Genomic DNA, 20,388 nt, shown 5'->3' on the forward strand with positions numbered 1-20,388 from the left:
GGCGTCGTCGACAAGCCGCCAATCGTCACGCTGGCCACCATCGCCAGCCCCGCAAAACGGAAGAAGCCGGGCGAACCCGGCTTCTTCCTGCGAATGCGGTCGCGGGCGCTCAGCGCACTTCGGCCACTTCCACACCATCCAGGCCCTGGGCCAGGGTCTTGGCATCTCCGCCCTGGGCCAGCTTGATGCGCAGGCGGACTTCGTTCTGCGAGTCCGCGTAACGCAGGGCGTCCTCGTAGGAGATCTCGCCGGCCTGGTAGAGCTCGAACAGGCTCTGGTCGAAGGTCTTCATGCCCAGCTGCACGGACTCCTTCATCACTTCCTTCAGCTTGTGGACCTCGCCATCGCGGATGTAGTCCTGCACAAGCGGCGTGCCCAGCAGGATTTCCATTGCCACGCGGCGGGCCTTGCCGTCCGGCGTCGGGATCAACTGCTGCGCGACCACGCCCTTCAGGTTGAGCGAGAGGTCCATCAGCAACTGGTTGCGGCGGTCTTCGGGGAAGAAGTTGATGATGCGGTCCATCGCCTGGTTGGCGTTGTTGGCATGCAGCGTGCACAGCACCAGGTGGCCGGTTTCGGCGAAAGCGATGGCATGGTCCATGCCCTCGCGGGTACGCACCTCGCCGATCATGATCACGTCCGGCGCCTGGCGCAGGGTGTTCTTGAGGGCGTTGTCCCAGCTGTCGGTGTCGATCCCGACCTCACGCTGGGTCACGATGCAGCCCTCGTGCTTGTGCACGAACTCGATCGGGTCCTCGATGGTGATGATGTGGCCGGTCGAATTGAGGTTGCGGTAGCCGATCATCGCTGCCAGCGACGTCGACTTGCCGGTACCGGTGGCACCCACGAAGATGATGATGCCGCGCTTGGTCATCGCCAGCGTCTTGATGATCGGCGGCAGGCTCAACTCTTCGACGGTGGGGATCTTGGTCTCGATCCGGCGCAGCACCATGCCCACCTGGTTGCGCTGGTAGAAGCACGAGACGCGGAAGCGGCCGACGCCGGTGACGCCAATCGCGAAGTTGCACTCGTGGGTCTTCTCGAACTCCTCGCGCTGCGGCGGGGTCATCACGTTCAGCACCAGGTCGCGGCTCTGCTGCGGCGTCAGCGGGTTCTGCGTGATCGGCGAGATCTTGCCGTGGACCTTCATCGAGGGCGCCATGCCGGCCGTGATGAACAGGTCCGAGGCCTTCTGGTGCGCCATCAGCTTGAGGAAGGAAGTGAAGTCGATGGTGCTCATGGGCGTGCCTCCGCGAGGCTTCGTTGCTTGGGGCGACAGGAGGCGGAGCCCGGTTTTGTGCCCGCGCCTCCGACCTTCCCCCGCGAGCGGAGGAAGGGGCTGGAACGTCAGTCGAACAACCGCTTGTCCTTGGCGTACATGCGGGCTTGTGGCTTGAGGATGAGCCCGCGCTTGGTCAGATCCTGCAGATGCTGGTCCAGCGTCATCATGCCGTGGGCCTGGCCGGTCTGGATGGCCGAATACATCTGGGCCACCTTGTCCTCGCGGATCAGGTTACGGATGGCGGGGATGCCGACCATGATCTCCCACGCCGCGGTGCGGCCGCCGCCGACCTTCTTGAGCAGCGCCTGCGAGATCACCGCACGCAGCGACTCCGACAGCATCGAGCGCACCATCGGCTTCTCGCCGGCGGGGAACACGTCGATGATGCGGTCGATGGTCTTGGCGGCCGACGAGGTATGCACCGTCGCGAACACCAGGTGGCCGGTCTCGGCAGCGGTCAACGCCAGCCGGATGGTTTCCAGGTCGCGCAACTCGCCCACGAGGATGTAGTCGGGATCCTCGCGCAGCGCCGAACGCAGGGCCTCGTTGAAACCGTGCGTGTCGCGGTGGACTTCGCGCTGGTTGATCAGGCACTTCTGCGATGTGTGCACGAACTCGATCGGATCTTCGACGGAGAGGACGTGCGCGTATTCGTTCTTGTTGACGTGGTCGATCATCGCCGCCAGCGTCGTGGACTTGCCCGAGCCGGTCGGACCGGTCACCAGGATCAGGCCCTGGGGCTGGTCGATGAGTTCCTTGAAGATGCGCGGACAGCCCAGGTCGTCCAGGGTCAGCACTTCGGACGGAATCGTACGGAACACTGCGCCGGCGCCGCGGTTCTGGTTGAACGCGTTGACGCGGAAGCGCGCCAAGGCCCGGGATCTCGAAGGAGAAGTCGACCTCGAGGAATTCCTCGTAGTCGCGCCGCTGCTTGTCCGACATGATGTCGTAGACCAGCGCGTGGACCTGCTTGTGGTCGAGCGCGGGAATATTGATGCGCCGGACGTCGCCGTCCACACGGATCATCGGAGGCAGTCCGGCCGACAGGTGCAGGTCGGATGCCTTGTTCTTGACCGAAAACGCCAACAGTTCGGCGATATCCATTAAGTGCTCCCCTGCACTGCGAACGGAACGGGTCGAGTTCTCCGGCCCGATGGGCGCGGTGGATCGACAGGACCCTTCGGGGCAGTATAGCCCTCAAGTCGAACCGTCCAACCAGCCCGTCCCCGGGGCCTTTCGAGAACTGCGAACGTGCTCACGCACGCCCTGCACGACACCCTACACCGTTTGAAAAACGCGGCAAGCGCGGCCAAGCGGCCAGCGCCCGCGCTGCTGGCGGTCAGCAAGACCCAGCCCGCGCAGGCCGTGGCCGAACTGGCGGCCGCGGGGCAGCGCGCCTTCGGCGAGAATTACGTGCAGGAAGCAGCCGCCAAGCAGGCCGCGCTGGCGCCCCTGGGGCTGGAGTGGCACCTCATCGGCCACCTGCAGTCCAACAAGGCCCGGGAAGCAGCCGTGGCGTTCGACTGGGTCCAGACCATCGACCGCATGTCGCTGGTGGATGCGCTCGACCGGCATCGCGGGGCTGAACGGCCCGCATTGAACGTGCTCATCCAGGTGAACATCGATGACGAAGCCAGTAAGCACGGCTGCCGGCCGGGCGATGTGGCGGCCTTGGCCGAGGCCATCGCGGGCAGGCCGCACCTGTTCCTGCGCGGCTTGATGGTCATCCCCGAGCCGCACGCCGATCCGGAGCTGCGCCGCGCCGCATTCGCCCGCGCGCGTGCGCTGTTCGAGGTGTTGCGCGCGCAGTACCCGCAGGTCGACACCCTGTCGATGGGCATGAGCGACGATCTTGAAGTGGCCGTGGCGGAAGGTGCGACCCTGGTGCGCGTCGGCACGGCCCTGTTCGGTGCGCGCGCCCCGCGAACGTGACTGGGGTCGCGCTTTCCCGATCCCGGGGGCGTTGCGGATAGCATGGAGGCCCTGGTTTCGTCCGGCCCTTGTCATGTCCGCTTCCGCCGCACCCGCGTCGCCCTCGTCCGCCCTGGGTTCCATCGCATTCATCGGCGGCGGCAACATGGCGCGCAGCCTCATCGGCGGACTGGTCGCCCGCGGCGCGGACCGCGCCAGCCTGCTCGTGGCCGAGCCGGTCCCCGAGTTGCGCGCCGCCCTCGCCCGCGACTTCCAGATTCCCACTTTCGAACACAGCGCCCAGCCGGTGGCCAGCGCAGGCACCTGGGTACTGGCGGTCAAGCCGCAGGTGATGCGTGAGGTCTGCCAGGCATTGGCGTCCGTCGCCCAGGCCACGCGCCCGCTCGTGATGTCGGTCGCCGCCGGCATCACCGCCGCGCAGATCGACCGGTGGCTCGGCGGCAATGTCGCCGTCGTGCGCGCGATGCCCAACACGCCGGCTCTGCTGGGAGCCGGCGTTACCGGGCTGTACGCCAACGCACAGGTCGATGACGGGCAGCGGGCCCGCGCACTGGCGTTGATGCAGTCGGCTGGCGCATCGGTATGGATCGAGCACGAATCGCTGATGGACGCGGTCACCGCGGTGTCCGGTAGCGGGCCGGCCTATGTGTTCCTGCTGGCCGAAGCCATGCAGGCCGCAGGTGAAGCACAGGGCCTGCCGGCTGCGGCCGCGCGCGAACTGGCACTGCAGACCATCCTTGGCGCGGCGCGCATGCTCACCGAGGGCGACGAAGCGCCCGCCGAGCTGCGCCGCCGGGTCACCTCTCCCGGCGGCACGACCCAGGCCGCGATCGAAACCTTCGAGGCGGGCGGCCTGCGCGAGCTGGTCGCCAGCGCCATCGATGCCGCCACCCGCCGCGGCCGCGAACTGTCCGCCGCCCACGACTGACCGAGGAGTTCCCCGTGCGCCCAAATCCCGTTGCCGCCTGCGCGATCATCCTGATGGGCCTGGCCCTGACCAGCTGCGGCGGTGACGCCGCGCCTGCGAGCGTGGCCACCGCACCGACGCCTGCCACTGGCGGTGTTGCGCCGCCGCCCTCGCCTCCCGCCACCCCTGGCGCCTCGCAGGAAGCGGTCAGCCGCATCGGCGACGTCACGGTCCGCGCCAGCGTGCTGCCGACGCAGGCGTTGTCCGACGAGGTCGCGCGCACGTACGGTCTGACGCGCAGCCCCGGCACCGTGATGCTGCTGGTTGGCGTGCGCCAGGGCCCGGAGGCGCAGGAAGTCGCCCTGCCCGCCACCATCACCGCCGTGGCCACCGAGCTGGGCGGGCGCCGCCACGAGATCGCACTGCGCGAGTTGCGCAGCGGCGACCTGCTGGATTACGTCGGCACGCTGGACATCTCCCCGCCGGAAACCCTGCGTTTCGACGTCACGGTGGTACGCGAGGGCGGCGCGCGCTCGGACATGCAGTTCACGCGCGAGTTCTATCCGCAGTAGGCACGTCAGGCCGGCAGGACCGGGGGCTTGCGCCGCCCACTCACGCCCGCGCCCAGCGCTGGATGCACGCCGCGATCTCGCGCACGCCGTCGGTCAGCGCCGCCGGCCCGGGCTGCAGGATGACGGGCGACTTGATCTCATAGAGATGTCCATCGCGCACCGCCGGGATCTGCGACCAGCCCGGGCGCGCCGCCACGCGCTCGGGCCGGAATTTCTTGCCGCACCAGGAGCCCAGGATGATGTCCGGCGCGCGGCGGATCACCTCGTCGCCATCAGCCAGGATCCGGTCCCTGCCCAACGACATCACGGCACGTTCGGGAAATACGTCGTCGCCCCCGGCGATGCGCACCAGCTCGGCCACCCAGCCGATGCCCGTGATCAGAGGGTCGTCCCATTCCTCGAAATACACCTTGGGGCGCCGGGCCAGCTGCGCAGCAGCGGCGGCGACCCCGTCCAGGCCGCGTTGGAGCTCATCCGCATAGGCCTGCGCCCGCGCCGACGCACCCACCAGCGCGCCGAGCCGGCGCACGTAGTCGAGGATGCCGGGCACGGTACGGTGGTTGCTGATCCACACTTCCACGCCGGCGCGGATCAGCTCGGCGGCGATGTCGGCCTGGATGTCGGAAAAGCCGATGACGAAGTCCGGCGACAGTTCCAGGATCTGGCCGATCTTCGCAGAAGTGAATGCGCTGACTTTCGGCTTCTCGCGGCGGGCGATCGCAGGGCGCACGGTGAATCCGCTGATGCCCACGATGCGGTCCTGCTCGCCCAGCGCGTACAGGACCTCGGTGGGCTCCTCGGTAAGGCAGACGATCCGGCGCGGCCCGACGGTGGGGGCGCTCACGGTGCCAGCCGCTTGTGGAAATAGATCACGCGCTCGGCTTCGTCGAAACCGCAGGCCTGGTGCGCGCGTTGGGCGTCGACGTTCTCCAGCGGCGCGTCGGACGCCAGCTCCGTGCAGCCACGCTGGCGCGCCCAGTCCTCGACGGCGGCCACCAGCGCGCGGCCGATGCCGCGACTGCGCGCGTCGGGCAACACGTACCAGCCTTCCAGGAAGCCGACGGGCGAACTCTCGCAGCCGTTGACGTAGTCGCTGCGCAGCGTGGCCTCGGCGAAGCCCAGCGTGCGCGCGTCGTCCACATCGAGGGCCAGGAACCCCACCGCCGTATCGCCGCGCCCCAGCACCTGCCGGATGTCGGCGGCATGGCGCGCCGGATCCTCGTGCGGCCACAGCGCGGCCCGCAGGGTCGACCAGCCGCCGGCCTCATCGGCACCCGCCCGGACGATCCGCCAGGACGGACTCACGGGTAGAGCATCCGGACCTGCCAGACGCCGGCGCGGTCACGTTCGTAGAGATGTCTTTCATGCAGGCGGAACTGGGCGCCATACCAGAACTCGATGCGCTCGGGCTTGACCCGGAAACCGGTCCAGCGCGGCGGCCGCGGTACCTCCCGGCCCTCGAACTCAAGTTCGGCCCGCGCCACCCGTTCGTCGAAGCTGGCACGCGAATCCAGCGTCTCGGACTGCCTGGAGGCCCATGCCCCCAGCTGGCTGCCGCGCGGACGCGAAGCGAAGTAGGCATCGGCCTCGGCGTCGGCCACGCTTTCCACCGCTCCTTCCACGCGCACCTGGACGCCTTCGCGGACGCGCGGCCAGTGGAACAGCAGCGCGGCGTGCGGATTGGCCTGCAGCTCGCGGCCCTTGCGGCCATCCAGGTGGGAGTAGAAGACGAAGCCGCGCGCATCGAACGCCTTCAGAAGCACGATGCGCGCCGAGGGCCGGGCGTCGAGCGTGGCGGTGGCCACGGTCATCGCGGTGCGGTCCGGCTCGCCAGCGGCCGCGGCCTCGTCGAAGAGGGCGGCGAACGTGGCCATCGCCTTGGCATGGAGGTCGGTGTCGGTCATGGGGCTATTGTCGGTGGGTGGCGGCGCAGGGTCGAGCCCGGAGTTCCGCCAGACCCTGCTGCCCGGGCCGGACTTGGGCGCTGGCGCCTACTGCACGACAAAGGTAACCCGCAGGTTGACCCGCCACTCGGTGACATTGCCGTTCTCGTCGGTGACGACCTTGATCTCGTTGACCCAGGCGCCCTTGATGTTCTTGACCGACTCGGCGCATTTCTTCAGTCCGGCGCGGACGGCATCGTCCAGCGTGGTCTTCGAGGCGGCGTTGAGTTCGATGATCTTTGCGATCGACATGGCCAGCTCCGATGGTTCCGGCACATGCCGGAACGGCGACGCTACGCCCGATCGGGTTAAGCCCACGCGCATGCGCTCATGCCCGCGCGTGCGCGGCCCAGGCATGCCGCGGCCCGACCGGGCGCATACAATTGGCGCATGAACCCCTCGCCCAACCTGATCCTGGTCGGCCCCATGGGCGCGGGCAAGAGCACGATCGGACGCCGCCTGGCGCAGCGCTTCGGGCTGCGCTTCGCCGACGCCGACGCCTGGGTCGAGGAGGCCGCCGGCGCCACGGTGGCTCAGCTCTTCCAGCGCGAGGGCGAGCCGGCCTTCCGGCAACGCGAGCGGGAGGCGCTGGCGACGCTGCTCGGGCAGGACGGCCTGGTCCTGGCGACGGGGGGCGGCGCGGTGCTCGACGCCGACAATCGCGCGCTGCTGCAACGGCGTGGTTTCGTCGTCCACCTGGAAGTCACCGTGGATCGGCAGCTGGAACGCCTGGCGCAGGACCACAGCCGCCCTCTGCTGGCCCGCGACGACCGCGCTCAGGTACTGGGCGCCCTCGCGACCGCGCGCAACCCGTTGTACGCCCAGACGGCCGACCTGGCCTTCGACACCGACGCCCTGGACCCGGCGGCTGCCGCTGACGCGCTGGGCGACCTGCTGGCTGCGCGCTGGCGTGGACATGGAGTGGCCGCATGAGCCTGTCCCATCCCCATCCGCCGGTTGGCGGCCGTGTCATCGAGGTCGGTGGCGAAGCGCCCTACGCGATCACCGTCGGCCAGGGGCTGCTGCACGATGGCGACCGCATCGCCCACGCGCTGCGCGGCCGCCATGCGCTGCTGGTCAGCGACAGCCACGTGGCGCCACTGTATGCGCAGATCGTCGAGCAGGCGCTGCACGCCGCCCGGCCGGACCTGGTGCTCGCGCGCTGGGTCATGCCGGCCGGCGAGCAGTACAAGACCCTGGTCCAGTACGGCGCCTGCCTGGACGCCCTGGCGCAGTTGGGCGCCACGCGGGACGCGTGCGTCATCGCGCTGGGTGGCGGCGTGGTCGGTGACCTGGCCGGCTTCGCGGCGGCGTCCTGGATGCGCGGCATCGACTGCGTGCAACTGCCGACCACCCTGCTGGCGATGGTCGACTCCTCCGTCGGCGGCAAGACCGCCGTCGACCTGCCGCAGGGCAAGAACCTGGTCGGCGCCTTCCATCCGCCACGGGCGGTGATCGCCGACACCACGGCGCTGCACACCCTGCCCGACCGCGAGCTGCGCGCGGGCCTGGCCGAAGTGGCCAAGTACGGTGCGATCTTCGATCGCCAGTTCCTGGCCTGGCTGGAACGGCACTCGCGCGACCTGCTGGCCCGCGATGACGCGGCGATGGCCGAGGCGATCGCGCGTTCGTGTGAATTCAAGGCCGACGTGGTCTCGCGCGATCCCTACGAACGCGGCCACCGCGCGCTGCTGAATTTCGGGCACACCTTCGGTCACGCCATCGAGGCCGAACAGGGCTATGCCGGCGTGGGCCGCGATGCGCTCAATCACGGCGAAGCCGTGGCCGTGGGCATGGTGCTGGCCGCGCGCCTGTCGACCCTGCTGGGGCTGGCGCCGGCCGAGGACGCGACCGCGCTCGAATCGCTGCTGGCCACCCTGGGCCTGCCGGTGCGCCTGCCCGAACGCCTGGCGCCCGCCGCGCTGCTGGCGCGCATGTACCTGGATAAAAAGGCCGATGCGCAGGGCCTTCGGTTCGTGCTCTGGGGCGGCGCGGGCGAGGGTCGTGTGGTCGCCGGCGTGCCCGACGACGCGGTGCTGGCGGTGCTGCGGACCCCCTGAACCGCGTCATCCGCCCCGGTGGGGCGCGCCCAGCGCTTACAATGCCCACCTCATGCGCCTGCTCCTGCAACAACGGCCCGACGGCCGCGAAGCCCCTCGCTTCGTCCAGCTCATGCTGCAGCCCGACCTGCTCGGTGGCTGGGAGCTGCTGCGCGAATCGGGCCAGATCGGCGGTCGCAGCACGGTGCGGCGCGAAGTCTTCCTCGAGCAGGAGGCCGCGCTGGCCGCGCTCGAACATGCCCGCGACCAGCAACTCAAGCGCGGCTTCCAGCTGATGTTTGCCCAAGGCGTGGACGCGCCGCGATGAGCGCCGGCTGATCTTCTCCGCGCCCACGGGCGCCGGCGCGACGCGCCGCTCCATCCTTTCTTTTCGTTGACGAATCCCATGCCCGCACAGCCTCCCCGCAACGACCGTTTCCTGCGTGCCCTGCGCCGCGAACCCGTGGACTGCACGCCCGTGTGGCTGATGCGCCAGGCCGGCCGCTACCTGCCGGAATACCGGGCCACCCGCCGGGAGGCCGGCAGCTTCCTGGCAATGGCGAAGAATCCGGAACTGGCCTGCGAAGTGACGCTGCAACCGCTGCGCCGCTTTCCGCTCGACGCCGCGATCCTGTTCTCCGACATCCTCACCGTCCCCGATGCCATGGGCCTGGGCCTTTACTTCGTCGAGGGCGAAGGGCCGAAGTTCGAACACCCCATCCGCAGCGCGGCCGACATCGACCGGCTGGGTGTCCCCGACATGGAGACTGACCTGCGCTATGTCATGGATGCGGTGCGCACCATCCGCCGTGAACTGGACGGCAGCGTGCCGCTGATCGGCTTCTCGGGCAGCCCCTGGACGCTGGCCTGTTACATGGTGGAGGGCGGCGGCAGCGACAACTACGGGCGCGTGAAATCCCTGGCTCTCAACGAGCCCGCGGCAATGCACCGGCTGCTGTCGGTGGTCACCGACGCGGTGATCGCCTATCTGCGCGCGCAGCACCAGGCCGGAGCGCAGGCGCTGCAGGTGTTCGACACCTGGGGCGGCGTGTTGTCGCCGGCGATGTACCGCGAGTTTTCACTGCGCTACCTGAAGCGCATCGCGGCCGAACTGCCGCGCGGCGATGGCGCCGAGCGCGCGCCGCTGATCCTGTTCGGCAAGGGCAATGCGCCGTACGTGGCGGATCTGGCTGCCAGCGGTGCCGAAGCGGTGGGCGTGGACTGGACCATCGAACTGGGCGACGCGGCACGGGCCGTGGGCGGCCGCGCCGCACTGCAGGGCAACCTCGATCCGGTGACGCTCTACGCGCAGCCCGAAGCGATCCGCCGCGAAGTGGGCCGTGCGCTGGACAGCTACCGCGATGGCAACGGCGGCTCGCGCGAGGGCCACGTGTTCAACCTCGGCCATGGGATGTCGCCGGACATGGACCCCGACCACGTCGCGGCCCTGGTCCAGGCGGTGCACGAGCTCAGCGCGCGCTGAACCTGCTGCTGCACGGGGGCGACGCCGAGGCGTCGCGCTGCGGCGGGTGGCAGCGCGCGTGCGCCCTGCACGCCGCGGGCGACCGGGACTTCAGGATGACGCGGTTTCCTCAGGGACGATCTGCGGACCCTGGGCGAGCGCGCGAGGCAGCTGCGTGGGGTCGATCGCCTCCGGCTCGGGCTGCAGCCCCTGCAGCAGTTCGGCCAGCATGCGCAGCGTCATCGGCTTGCGGATGAAGCGGTCGAAACCGGCCTGCAGTGCTTCGGGCTCGGCGCCCGCGTCGGCTCGCGCGGTGACCGCGATCAGCGGGCGTTCGAAACCCTGAGTGCGCAACTGGCGCGCGAGCGCCATGCCGTCCATACCGGGAAGGTCGAGGTCGAGCAGGGCCGCGTCGAAGGGCGTGGTGACCGCTGCGGCCAATGCCGCAAGCCCGTGGGGAACGTGCACGACGTGGTGTCCCTGCAGGCGCAGCAGCCCGGTGAGCACGTCGGCGACCGTCGGATCGTCCTCGACCAGCAGCAGCGACAGGCTGCGCGAAGCGGCCACCTGAACCATCACGTTTTCCTCGCGCGGCGCGGGCGCCACGGCGAGCGGCAATGGCAGTCGGACTGTGAAACGCGTGCCCTCGCCCGGCGCCCCGTCGACCTCGATCGCGCCGCCCATCGCCGCGGCGAGTTCCTGGCTGATCGCCAAGCCCAGGCCGCTGCCTCCGTAGCGCGCGCGCGTGCGCGCCCCGTCGCCCTGCTCGAATCGGCGGAACAGCCGCGCCTTCTGTTCGGCGTTCAGTCCGGGGCCGGTATCGCGCACCTCCAACTGCACGCCGACGGGGACCAACGCAGCGGCGTGCAGCGTCACCCGGCCGTGTTCGGTGAACTTGATCGCATTGCCCAGCAGGTTCAGCAGGATCTGGCGGACGCGCGCCGGATCGCCGCGCAGCGCGCGCGGCAGGTCACCGCCGATCTCCAGTGCGAACGCCAGACCGCGCTGGCGCGCCAGCGGGCCGATCAGCGCGGCGAGATCTTCCACCAGCGCGTGGATGTCGAACGATTCATCCGCAAGTTCCAGCTTGCCCGATTCGATGCGGGCCAGATCCAGGGCATCGTTGACCAATCGCAGGAGGTGTTCGCCCGCGCCGCGGATGGCGCCCACGTAGCCCCGCTGCTGCGCGGTGAGCGCCGTGCCCAGGAGCAGTTCGCTCATGCCCAGCACGCCCGTCATCGGCGTGCGTACTTCATGGCCGAGCGTGGCCAGGAATCGGGTCTTGGCCAGCGAAGCCTGTTCGGCAAGTTCCTGCTGCTGGCGGGTGAGCTGCCAGGCATGCCGGCGGCGCACGCGCGTACGCCAGGCGCGCGCGACGGCGGCCAGCACCAGCAGGCCGGCCACGATGTAGCTGGCGATCGACCACCAGGTCCACCACCACGGCGATGCAACCGCGAAGCGCACCACCAGCGGGGGCGACCAAGGGCTGTCGGCGGTCCGCGCGGTGATCTCGAGCCGGTAGCGACCGGCCGGCAAGCGCGAGAACACCCGTTCGCCGCTGGCGGTCGGCGCAACCCATCCGCGGTCATGGCCCACCAGCTGGAAGCGATAGAGGTGCTGCGGCGTCTCGTCGAAATCGAGCAGGCGCGCGGTGATCCGCAGGTCGCGATCGTCCTCGCCCAGCGTGAACGGCTGCGTCGGCGACAGGGCGATGCGGTGGTCGCCACGCTGCACGTCGAATGATTCGATCACCAGCGGCGGCAGGCCGGTGTCCGGCCTCACCACGGCCGGATCGAACACGATCAGGCCTTCGCTGCTGCCCAGCATCAGCCGGCCGTCGCCGCGCCGCGCGACGGGCGCGGCGTCGAGTTCCTGGCTGAGCAGGCCGTCGCGCACGTCGAAGGCGCGCGCGCTGCGCGTGGCGGGATCGACGCGCACCAGGCCACGACGGCTGGATACCCAGGCCACGCCGCTGGCGTCCACGGCCACGCCGCTGGGCAACATCATCGGCATGCCGTCGCTGCCACCCATGTCGAACGCCGGCGTGAGCGTGGCGCCGTTCCATGCGAAGGACTGCAGCCGGCCGAAGCTGGCCAGCCACACCTGGCCGCGCGCGTCGAGGGCAAAGCCGGGAATGCGCGTACGCGGTGCACCGGGCACCGGTTCGAAGCGGCGCGCACCAGAGTTCCACATCGACAGGCCGTGCGAACCGGAGAGCCAGACAGCACCGTCGGGACCACGTCCCAGCTGGTGGAGTTCGGCGCCCCTGGGCACGCCGTGGTCATCGCCAGGAAGGACGCTGTGCAAGACCGCACCCCGCGCATCGCGGGCCTGGACGCCACCGCTGGCCGATGCCATCCAGACCAGGCCCTCGGCGTCCTGCAGGAACGCGACCGTTTCGCCGGACAGCGCGGGGTCCTGCGCGTCGCGCGCGCTCCAACGCCGTGGCGCATCGCCGGCCCCGATGCGCACCAGACCGTCGCGATAGCCCACCCACACCGCGCCGCTCGCATCCTCGAAGACCGCGGACAGTGACGCGCCCTCCCCCACATCCGCGGCGCGGTGCTGGATCGCGCCCGTGTCGGGATCGAACAGATCCAGGGCGCCGCCGGTGCCCACCAGCCACGCCTGCCCGTCGGCGGCATTGGCGATGCCGCGTACGTGGCCGTTGCCGAGCGAGTCGGGGTTGTCGGCTTCGCGGGCAAAGGTCGAGAACTGGCGCCAGGACGGCGGCAGGTGCCACAGGCCGTGGCTACTGCTGGCGAACCACAGGCCGCCGCGCCGGTCCTGCAGGGCCGTCACCCAGGAAGGTCGGACCATCCCGCGCGCCGGCGGGCTGTACAGCGGCACGTTGATGACCTGCGTTCCGTCCTCTAGGCCGAGCCCCTGGCGGATATCGACCCAGGACTCGCCACCCCGGTCGCGCAGCAGCAGGCGCAGCACGTCGCCCGTTACCCAGGTCGGTGTCGTGAAACCGCCGTCGCGCCCGCGCACCACGACGCCGGCGGTCGTGGCGACCCACAAGGCGCCGGCGTCGTCGACGGCCAGGCCCTCGATGGCCTGCGAGGGCAGCGCGGAGGGGGGAAGGCGTTCGAAATCGCGGCCCGTCCAGCGCGCCGCGCCGTTCTTCGTTCCCACCCAGAGGCTGCCGTCGGGTGTCTGCGCCAGATGGCTCACGCGCAGGTCGGGCAGACTCCGCGCGTCGCCCGCGCGGGGCAGGAAGCGCGACACCCCGCCGCCAGGCGCCAGCCGGTACAGGCCGGCGTCGGCGGTGCCAAACCAGACCGCGCCGTCGCTGGTGGTCGTCACCACCCAGATCTCATTGCTCCCCAGCTGCGGCGTGTTGTCGCGGTGGTAGTAGCGCCAATGTCGGCGCTGGGAATCGAGCATTGCCAAACCCGCGTCGCGCGTGCCGACCCAGACGCGATCGGCGGCGTCCACGTGTACCGACCAGGCGAAGTTGCCCTGCAGCCCCTGTTCGGCGCGCCAGAGCCGATGCCCCTGTCCGCCCAGGCGTGCCACGCCGTCGCTGGTGGCCACCCACAGGTAACCCTGGCGGTCCTGCGCCAGTGCGTTGATGCGATTCGAGGGCAGGCCGTCCGCCACCGTGAGCTGGCGCAGCCGGGGCGTGGGTGGGATTCCAGCCACGGCGGGCAGGAGGGTCGGTAGCAGGACAAGAGTGACGCCCAGCAGCGCCAGGGCCCACCGTCGAGCGCTCGCACGCACCGCAGCCGGGCCTTTGAAAACCGCATTCCCGAGTTGGCACGAGCAGACCTGCGGTCCGCGCTCGTTATCCGATCCCCGCGCGCCACGCGCCTGTTCTTCCATGCCCGGCCCCCACCGATGCGCCTGCGACCTAGGCTGGTCGATGCGACTGAACCGCGCAAGTCGGGCGAAGCCCGCGCCGATCACTGGCCGATGCAGCAGCTGAACGGTTGGGGTTGGTCGGGGCCCTTGCGGCCCGGGTCCACCCGCGCACCGGTGTCCGCCCGGCCTGCGGGGTCCAACGGGTTCCCCCGGGCCTGCTCCCGGTGCGTTCACCGGTGCGGGCTAGAATCCGGAGCACACCACCGGTGGAGTCCCTGATGTCACTGCGATGGTTGGCCATTGCGGCGCTGGCCTGCATTCCATTCTGCGGCCACGCCCAGGACGACGAGCACCAGTTCGCGCTCGACCCGATCCACACGCGCGTGGTGCTGGGCGTAAGCCATGCGGGCTTCTCGCAGGCCGTGGGCACGATTTCCGGCAGCACCGGCACGGTGCGTTTCGATCCGGATGACTGGTCGGTCGCGCAGGTGGACGTTACCGTGCCCCTCCAACGGCTCGACCTGGGCGATGCGGAATGGAATACGGCGGTGCTGGCACCCAGGCTGCTGGATGCGCAGCGGCATCCGCAGGCGCGGTTCGTGTCGACAAGGGTGGAGGCGATCGATGCCCAGCACGCCCGCGCATGCGGCGAACTCACGCTGCGCGGCGTAACCGGCCCTGTCTGCCTGGACGTGACCTTCAACCAGCTCAAGCGTCACCCGCTGCCGCCCTTCCGGCGAACAGCCGGGTTTTCGGCGGTGGCGACGCTGAGCCGCAAGGCGTTCGGCATCACGGCCTGGCCCACCGTGATCGGCGACGAGGTGACGCTGCGGATCGAAGCCGAGGCGGTGCGCGGCCAGCCGCGCGCACCGGATGCGCCTGCAGCCCAGCCCGGCGCGGAAAATCCGGTAGCGCCCCCGCCCCCGCAGGATGCCGGCACGGCTGGCCCGGAACCGGCACCGATCCCTCCGCCGGCACCGGCGCGCGAATCCGATGCCCCCGAACCCGCCTCCCATGAAGCGGACCCCACCCCATGACCGGAGCGCCCCGATGACCTGGAAGAACACCGCGGACCGATGGGGCCCGGTCAGCCAGCTGTTCCACTGGCTGATCGTGATCATGGTCCTGTCGATGGGCACGGTCGGCCTGGTGATGACGGAAATGCGCAACAGCCCGGACAAGGTGCAGCTCTATCTGCTGCACAAGTCCTTCGGGCTGACGCTGCTGGCGCTGGTCACGCTGCGCCTGCTGTGGCGACTGTTCGCAGGGACGCCGCTGCCCGTGGCCGGTACGCCCCGCTGGCAGGAGCGCATTGCCTCGCTCACCCACTGGGGACTGTATGCGCTGCTGTTCGCGATGCCGCTGACGGGCTGGCTGCTCAATTCGGCAGCGGGATTTCCGCTGCGGTGGTTCGGCTTGTTCAACCTGCCGGCGATCGCCGGGAAGAACCATGGCCTGCACGAGCTGGCCGAGGATGCGCACGAACTGCTGTTCTGGACACTGATCGCCCTGGCCGTGCTGCACGCGGGCGCGGCGTTCTACCACCACCTGTTCCAGCGCGACGCCACGCTGACGCGGATGCTGCCGCGCCGCTGGCTGCGCGACCCGACCCCCGCCGAGGATTCCCGCAATGCCGCTTGATCCCACTGCGTCCCATCGTCGCCTGCACCATCACCGTGCGCCGCGTCCGAGCGCATCGTTCCAACGCGCAGCCGATCGCCTGATCCGTTGCGCGGCGCTGGCCGCGGCTTTGTGGGTGCCGGCCATCGCCACCGCCGCCGACTACGTGCAGCAGCCCGGCTCGACACTGGTGTTCGCCAGCACCTACGAAGGCGAGGCCTTCACCGGACGGTTCCCCGGCTTCGTCACCCGGCTGTCGTTCGACCCCGCACAGCTGGCCACCTCGCGCCTGGACGTGACCATCCCCCTGGCCACCGCGAGCACGGGCAACAGCGACTACGACGGCGAGATCCGCGGCGATGGCTTCTTCAACGTCGCCAGGTTTCCGCAGGCGCGCTACACGGCCACCAAGTTCCGTTCGCTGGGCGGCAACAGCTATGCCGCCGACGGCACCCTCAGCCTGCGCGGCGTCAGCAAGCCGGTGACGCTGACATTCACCTGGACCGGTGGGGCCAAACCCGTTTTGGCGGGCAAGGCCACGGTCAAGCGGCTGCAGTTCGGCGTCGGCGGGGGCGAATGGGCCGATACGGACCTGTTGCCGGACGACGTCGCCGTGAGCACGAAGGTCATCCTCGCGCCCGCCAAGGCGGCTGTCCCGGCGCCGGCCAGGTAACGCCGGGCCGACGAGACACTGGCCGCGTCAGCCCGACGGCGACGCGGCCAGCCAGGCCTGCAGCGTGGCGACGTCGAACGGCCAGCCCAGTTCCCGCGCGCCAGCCTCATCGCGCAGCACGGGCACACGATCGCCGTAAGCCGCTTCCAGGGCCTGGTCGCCGTCGATGAACACGCTGTCGAAATCTGGCACGCGGGCCTGCGCGAGCACCGCCAGCGCCAGGTCGCACAGGTGGCAGTCGTCGCGCTGGAACAAAGTAAGAATGGTCATGAGCAATGCGGCGACGTATGTGAACCGCCACCTGAGGAATGGCAGGGGCGGCGCGTAGAATAGCGGCCAGTGCCGTCGCCCCGCGACGCCCCCCATCCGCATCGCCGGCGCACGCCGGCGGGAGTCGCCGCACGTGGCCGTCAGCAGTTTCGACCTCTTCAAGATCGGTATTGGTCCCAGTTCCTCCCACACCGTCGGGCCGATGCGCGCCGCCGCGCGCTTTGTCCAGGCCTGGCTGGTCGAACGCGGCGAACTGGCCCGGACTTCGCGCATCCGCGCCGAGGTGTTCGGCTCGCTGGCTCTGACCGGTCGTGGCCACGGCACCGACAAGGCCGTGCTTATGGGCCTGGAAGGCCACTGGCCCAACGAAATCGATCCCGACCTCATCCCTCCCGCGCTCGAGCGCATCCGCGGCAACAAGCGCATCCGGCTGCAGGGCACGCATGAGATCGACTTCGACGAGAAGCGCGATCTCATCATGAACAAGCGGCAGAAGCTGCCCTTCCATACCAACGGCATGCGCTTCACGGCCTTCGACGCGGCCGGCGCGGAAATCGCCACCCGCGATTACTACTCGGTAGGCGGCGGCTTCGTGGTGAACCAGGACGAGGCCGCGGAAGACCGCATCGTCGCCGACACCACGCCGCTGCCCTATCCGTTCCACAGCGGTGCCGAACTGCTGGCCCACTGCGAGCGCGAGGGGCTGAGCATCGCCGCGCTGATGTTTGCCAACGAACACGCCTGGCGGAGTGGCACGGAGATCCGCCAAGGCCTGCGCGAGATCTGGACGGCGATGCAGGCGTGCGTCGCGCGCGGCATCCGCTCCGAAGGCACCCTGCCGGGCGGCCTGCACGTGACCCGTCGGGCGCCGTCGCTGTACGCCGAACTCTCGCTGCGTCCCGAGGCCGGAATGCGCGACCCACTGACGGTGCTCGACTGGGTCAACCTCTACGCGCTCGCAGTCAACGAGGAAAATGCGGCCGGCGGACGCGTGGTCACGGCGCCCACCAATGGCGCGGCGGGGATCATCCCCTCGGTTCTGCACTACTACGACCGCTTCTGCCCCGGCGCCAACGAGCAGGGCATCTTCGATTTCATGCTGACCGCGGCGGCCGTGGGCATTCTCTACAAGGAGAACGCCTCGATCAGTGGCGCCGAAGTGGGTTGCCAGGGCGAAGTCGGCGTGGCGTGTTCGATGGCCGCGGCGGGCCTCACGGCCGCGCTTGGCGGCACGCCGGGACAGGTCGAGAACGCCGCCGAGATCGGCATGGAGCACAACCTGGGCCTGACCTGCGACCCCATCGGCGGCCTGGTGCAGATCCCCTGCATCGAGCGCAACGCAATGGGGGCCGTGAAGGCCATCAATGCCTCGCGCATGGCCCTGCGTGGCGACGGGAAGCACAAGGTGTCACTGGACAAGGTAATCAAGACCATGCGCGATACCGGGCGTGACATGCAGGACAAGTACAAGGAAACCTCGCGAGGCGGCCTGGCCGTCAACGTGATCGAGTGCTGAGATGCAGACCGGCGCCAGGCCATCGCACCGATAACCGGACCCGATTGCCGGACGTCCGGCGCGCACCGGCCGCAGGAGCGTGTTCCACGCGACGGCCATCACACTCGGGCCCGGGCGCCGTGTGATCGGACCCCTGTCCGGATGACGGGCGGGCCGCGCTAGACTGGGGGCATGCAAGGGAAAGCTGACGTCGCCAAGCGCTTCCTTCTCTGGACCGCCCTCTACTTTGTCGGCGCGGTGTTGGCAGCGCGTTTCCTGCGCAATGCCGACGGCGTGACTCTGTTCTGGCCGAGCGCCGGCATCGGCTATGTCTGCGTGCTGCGTTTCGGCCTGCCCTGGGTGGCCACGATCGCCTCGGCCATGCTGGCCTACCACCTCCTGTTGACCCAGAGCTCCTGGGAATTCATCGCGTATTCGCTGGCGGGCAAGATCATCGGCACCGCGGTCGCTGCGGGTTACGTGCTCCAGGAGAACCGCTCGCTCCACCTGCGGACCGAAGATGGCATGCGGCTGTTCGGCGGGGGCATCCTCCTGGCGCTCTTCAGCTCGGCCATCGGCGCGTTCGGACTGATGAAGACGGGCGTGGTCTCCGGCGACGAACTGCCCACGGCGTTCGCACGCTGGGCCCTGGGCGACCTGCTGGGGATCGCAGCCGTCGCGCCCAGCCTGCTCTTCATCACCAACACCCGTGCAGCCGCCCACCGCCTCTCGCCCTACCACGAGACCTCCGGCCGTCGTGAGCGCGGCTTCTGGCTTGCGCTGCTGCTGACCAGTTTCGCTGCCATCTATTCGCTGGGCGGCCACAAGAATCTGTACGGACTGGGCCTTATCACGCTGCCGCTGGTCCTGCTGCTGTGGTCGGCGCTGCGCTTCTCTTCGGTGTGGACGTCGGTGTCCACCGGCGTCACCGTGATCTACCTGAGCGTGGTGAGCGGGATTGGCCTGGGCGGATTCGTCGCACCGGCGAGCCTGATCGACACCACGGTGCTGCTCATGCTGCTGTGCCTGGTTGCGATCATCCCGGTAATGATGGCCCTGGCCGGGCTCGAGCAGCGCACGACGGCATACGCGCTCTACCGGCGCGCCACGCGCGACACCCTGACCGGTCTGCTCAACCGCACCGCTTTCGAGGACGAGGCCCGCCGTCGCCTGTCGAGCAACCAGGCGCCGGCGACGCTGATGTACATCGACCTGGACAACCTGAAGATCATCAACGACAGCACCAGCCACGTCGTCGGCGACGAGGTGATCCACGCGATCGCCGGCGCCATCGGGGCCAGCGTCGGCGAGGACTCGGTGCTGGCCCGCACCGGTGGTGACGAGTTCGCGATCCTCTTGCCGCGTGGCGAGGCCGGGGCGATCGTGCAGGCGCGCCGGCTGCTGACTGAAATCGAGGCCATGCGCGTTCCCTTCGGGGATCAGGTCCTCACCACGACCGCCAGCATCGGCCTGGTCGCTGCCTCCGCCACGGAACGCGACTACGACGTGCTGTTCTCGCACGCCGACGCGGCCTGTTTCGCCGCAAAGGAACTGGGCGGCAACCGCTATCACATCTCCTACCCCAGCAGCGACGAGGCGCAGGCCCACAACGCGGTGATGCGCTCGGCGCTGCGCATCCGCGAAGTGCTCGAGCGCGAACAGTTCATCCTGTATTGCCAGCCCATCGTGCCCCTGCACGAGAGCAGCAAGGACATCCATTTCGAAGTGCTGCTGCGCTGGCGCGAAGAGGACGGCACGATCCACGTGCCCGCCGAATTCATCTCGGCCGCCGAGCGCTTCCGCATGGGCCCGCGCATCGACCGCTATGTGATCGACACCACGTTGCGCTGGCTGGAGCGCCATCCGCAGGCCGCCAAGAGTGTCACCAGCTGCGGCATCAACCTGAGCGGCGCCACGCTGACCGACGAGCACTTCGCCGACTACCTGGCCACGCGCCTGCGCCGGAGCAGCTTTCCGGCGCAAAACCTGTGCCTGGAGATCACCGAGACCAGCGTCGTTCGCGATCGCAAGCGCGCCCAGCGATTCATCGGCCAGATGCGCGACCTGGGATGCCGGTTCGCGCTGGACGATTTCGGCACGGGGTTCTGCTCGTTCGGGTACCTCAATGACCTGGATGTGGATTTCATCAAGATCGACGGCAGCTTCATCCGCGGTCTCGAAGGGTCGGAACTGTCGCGTGCGGTGGTGCGCTCGATCGCCGACATCGCCCACGTCCTGGGCAAGACCACGGTCGCCGAGCAGGTGGAGACCGACGCCGAACGCGTGCGCCTGCAGATGATGAACGTCGACTACGCGCAGGGTTACCTGTTCGGCCGGCCGCAGTCGATCGAGACCTTCTTCACCTCGCAGACAGCCGTGGCCTGAC

The 20,388-nt window shown here is 69.5% G+C and carries 19 protein-coding genes and 1 pseudogene; 12 read left to right on the top strand and 8 right to left on the bottom strand.

The window, feature by feature from the left end; translation table 11 throughout:
* Positions 1-109 precede the first annotated feature (109 nt).
* Positions 110-1,240 carry a PilT/PilU family type 4a pilus ATPase gene (locus I8J32_RS00115; RefSeq protein WP_200614014.1) on the bottom strand — a complete coding sequence of 377 codons (1,131 nt, stop codon included), beginning with the start codon at positions 1,238-1,240 and terminating at the stop codon, positions 110-112.
* A gap of 107 nt (positions 1,241-1,347) precedes the next feature.
* Positions 1,348-2,386, bottom strand: a pseudogene (locus tag I8J32_RS00120) (type IV pilus twitching motility protein PilT).
* Positions 2,387-2,533: 147 nt separating this feature from the next.
* Between I8J32_RS00120 and I8J32_RS00125 the strand changes: the two are divergent.
* The 3 genes from I8J32_RS00125 (at position 2,534) to I8J32_RS00135 (ending at position 4,693) form a co-directional block, all read left to right on the top strand.
* Positions 2,534-3,214 (top strand): YggS family pyridoxal phosphate-dependent enzyme, encoded by a 681-nt coding sequence (locus I8J32_RS00125; RefSeq protein ID WP_245156372.1) that lies wholly within the window; start codon positions 2,534-2,536, stop codon positions 3,212-3,214.
* Positions 3,215-3,287: 73 nt separating this feature from the next.
* Positions 3,288-4,142 (top strand): pyrroline-5-carboxylate reductase, encoded by an 855-nt coding sequence (gene proC / locus I8J32_RS00130; protein WP_200614017.1) that lies wholly within the window; start codon positions 3,288-3,290, stop codon positions 4,140-4,142.
* 14 nt (positions 4,143-4,156) lie between these two features.
* Complete coding sequence (locus I8J32_RS00135; protein WP_200614019.1) at positions 4,157-4,693, top strand: DUF4426 domain-containing protein; 537 nt, start codon at positions 4,157-4,159, stop codon at positions 4,691-4,693.
* Between the two features lie 40 nt (positions 4,694-4,733).
* Here the strand turns inward: I8J32_RS00135 and I8J32_RS00140 are convergent, their stop codons facing one another.
* The 4 genes from I8J32_RS00140 to I8J32_RS00155 form a co-directional block, all read right to left on the bottom strand.
* Positions 4,734-5,537: a cobalamin-binding protein gene (locus I8J32_RS00140; protein WP_200614021.1), complete on the bottom strand. Its 804-nt coding sequence runs from the start codon at positions 5,535-5,537 to the stop codon at positions 4,734-4,736.
* Positions 5,534-5,998 carry an aminoglycoside 6'-N-acetyltransferase gene (gene aac(6'), locus I8J32_RS00145; protein ID WP_200614022.1) on the bottom strand — a complete coding sequence of 155 codons (465 nt, stop codon included), beginning with the start codon at positions 5,996-5,998 and terminating at the stop codon, positions 5,534-5,536. Before aac(6') ends, I8J32_RS00140 begins: the two co-directional genes overlap by 4 nt.
* A complete protein-coding gene (gene pdxH, locus I8J32_RS00150) occupies positions 5,995-6,597 on the bottom strand; it encodes a pyridoxamine 5'-phosphate oxidase (RefSeq protein ID WP_200614024.1) in 603 nt (200 codons plus the stop codon). Before pdxH ends, aac(6') begins: the two co-directional genes overlap by 4 nt.
* Positions 6,598-6,684: 87 nt before the next feature.
* Positions 6,685-6,888, bottom strand: coding sequence for a dodecin family protein (locus I8J32_RS00155; protein ID WP_200614027.1), 204 nt, complete (start codon positions 6,886-6,888; stop codon positions 6,685-6,687).
* A gap of 138 nt (positions 6,889-7,026) precedes the next feature.
* Here I8J32_RS00155 and I8J32_RS00160 point away from each other — a divergent pair, with 138 nt between their 5' ends.
* The 4 genes from I8J32_RS00160 (at position 7,027) to hemE (ending at position 10,158) form a co-directional block, all read left to right on the top strand.
* Positions 7,027-7,569, top strand: a complete 543-nt coding sequence (locus tag I8J32_RS00160) for a shikimate kinase (protein ID WP_200614029.1) — start codon at positions 7,027-7,029, stop codon at positions 7,567-7,569.
* The gene (aroB, locus tag I8J32_RS00165; RefSeq protein ID WP_200614031.1) at positions 7,566-8,696 is read left to right on the top strand and encodes a 3-dehydroquinate synthase; all 1,131 of its coding nucleotides are present in this window, start codon (positions 7,566-7,568) and stop codon (positions 8,694-8,696) included. The genes I8J32_RS00160 and aroB overlap by 4 nt, the downstream gene beginning before the upstream one ends.
* Positions 8,697-8,748: 52 nt before the next feature.
* On the top strand, positions 8,749-9,003 hold the full coding sequence (locus tag I8J32_RS00170) for a WGR domain-containing protein (RefSeq protein ID WP_200614033.1): 255 nt from the start codon (positions 8,749-8,751) through the stop codon (positions 9,001-9,003).
* Positions 9,004-9,081: 78 nt separating this feature from the next.
* Positions 9,082-10,158 carry a uroporphyrinogen decarboxylase gene (hemE, locus tag I8J32_RS00175; protein WP_200614035.1) on the top strand — a complete coding sequence of 359 codons (1,077 nt, stop codon included), beginning with the start codon at positions 9,082-9,084 and terminating at the stop codon, positions 10,156-10,158.
* A gap of 90 nt (positions 10,159-10,248) precedes the next feature.
* Here hemE and I8J32_RS00180 read toward each other — a convergent pair whose 3' ends face one another.
* Positions 10,249-13,785, bottom strand: coding sequence for a hybrid sensor histidine kinase/response regulator (locus tag I8J32_RS00180; protein ID WP_245156373.1), 3,537 nt, complete (start codon positions 13,783-13,785; stop codon positions 10,249-10,251).
* Between the two features lie 437 nt (positions 13,786-14,222).
* On the opposite strand from I8J32_RS00180, the gene I8J32_RS00185 reads away from it, so the two are divergent.
* From I8J32_RS00185 to I8J32_RS00195, 3 genes are read left to right on the top strand one after another with little or no spacing between them, the layout of a single operon-like run.
* Positions 14,223-14,981: a YceI family protein gene (locus I8J32_RS00185; protein ID WP_200614037.1), complete on the top strand. Its 759-nt coding sequence runs from the start codon at positions 14,223-14,225 to the stop codon at positions 14,979-14,981.
* A gap of 13 nt (positions 14,982-14,994) precedes the next feature.
* Positions 14,995-15,585: a cytochrome b gene (locus I8J32_RS00190; protein ID WP_200614038.1), complete on the top strand. Its 591-nt coding sequence runs from the start codon at positions 14,995-14,997 to the stop codon at positions 15,583-15,585.
* Positions 15,575-16,237, top strand: a complete 663-nt coding sequence (locus I8J32_RS00195; RefSeq protein WP_200614039.1) for a YceI family protein — start codon at positions 15,575-15,577, stop codon at positions 16,235-16,237. Before I8J32_RS00190 ends, I8J32_RS00195 begins: the two co-directional genes overlap by 11 nt.
* Positions 16,238-16,264: 27 nt before the next feature.
* Here the strand turns inward: I8J32_RS00195 and I8J32_RS00200 are convergent, their stop codons facing one another.
* On the bottom strand, positions 16,265-16,507 hold the full coding sequence (locus I8J32_RS00200) for a glutaredoxin family protein (protein WP_200614040.1): 243 nt from the start codon (positions 16,505-16,507) through the stop codon (positions 16,265-16,267).
* Positions 16,508-16,640: 133 nt separating this feature from the next.
* Between I8J32_RS00200 and I8J32_RS00205 the strand changes: the two genes are divergently transcribed.
* Together I8J32_RS00205 and I8J32_RS00210 are read left to right on the top strand one after the other, a co-directional pair.
* The gene (locus I8J32_RS00205) at positions 16,641-18,023 is read left to right on the top strand and encodes an L-serine ammonia-lyase (RefSeq protein WP_200614041.1); all 1,383 of its coding nucleotides are present in this window, start codon (positions 16,641-16,643) and stop codon (positions 18,021-18,023) included.
* A 171-nt stretch (positions 18,024-18,194) separates the two neighbouring features.
* Entirely contained in the window at positions 18,195-20,387 is a 2,193-nt protein-coding gene (locus I8J32_RS00210; RefSeq protein WP_200614042.1) for a putative bifunctional diguanylate cyclase/phosphodiesterase, read from the top strand.
* Position 20,388: the final 1 nt, after the last annotated feature.

The sequence above is a fragment of the Lysobacter solisilvae genome (assembly GCF_016613535.2).
GTDB classification, from domain to species: Bacteria; Pseudomonadota; Gammaproteobacteria; order Xanthomonadales; family Xanthomonadaceae; genus Agrilutibacter; species Agrilutibacter solisilvae.

Coding starts and splice junctions, on each gene's coding strand:
- I8J32_RS00115 (WP_200614014.1), bottom strand. CDS start 1,240: ATGAGCACCATCGACTTCACTTCCTTCCTCAAGCTGATGGCGCACCAG.
- proC (WP_200614017.1), top strand. CDS start 3,288: ATGTCCGCTTCCGCCGCACCCGCGTCGCCCTCGTCCGCCCTGGGTTCC.
- pdxH (WP_200614024.1), bottom strand. CDS start 6,597: ATGACCGACACCGACCTCCATGCCAAGGCGATGGCCACGTTCGCCGCC.
- I8J32_RS00155 (WP_200614027.1), bottom strand. CDS start 6,888: ATGTCGATCGCAAAGATCATCGAACTCAACGCCGCCTCGAAGACCACG.
- I8J32_RS00160 (WP_200614029.1), top strand. CDS start 7,027: ATGAACCCCTCGCCCAACCTGATCCTGGTCGGCCCCATGGGCGCGGGC.
- aroB (WP_200614031.1), top strand. CDS start 7,566: ATGAGCCTGTCCCATCCCCATCCGCCGGTTGGCGGCCGTGTCATCGAG.
- I8J32_RS00170 (WP_200614033.1), top strand. CDS start 8,749: ATGCGCCTGCTCCTGCAACAACGGCCCGACGGCCGCGAAGCCCCTCGC.
- hemE (WP_200614035.1), top strand. CDS start 9,082: ATGCCCGCACAGCCTCCCCGCAACGACCGTTTCCTGCGTGCCCTGCGC.
- I8J32_RS00185 (WP_200614037.1), top strand. CDS start 14,223: ATGTCACTGCGATGGTTGGCCATTGCGGCGCTGGCCTGCATTCCATTC.
- I8J32_RS00190 (WP_200614038.1), top strand. CDS start 14,995: ATGACCTGGAAGAACACCGCGGACCGATGGGGCCCGGTCAGCCAGCTG.
- I8J32_RS00195 (WP_200614039.1), top strand. CDS start 15,575: ATGCCGCTTGATCCCACTGCGTCCCATCGTCGCCTGCACCATCACCGT.
- I8J32_RS00200 (WP_200614040.1), bottom strand. CDS start 16,507: ATGACCATTCTTACTTTGTTCCAGCGCGACGACTGCCACCTGTGCGAC.
- I8J32_RS00210 (WP_200614042.1), top strand. CDS start 18,195: ATGCAAGGGAAAGCTGACGTCGCCAAGCGCTTCCTTCTCTGGACCGCC.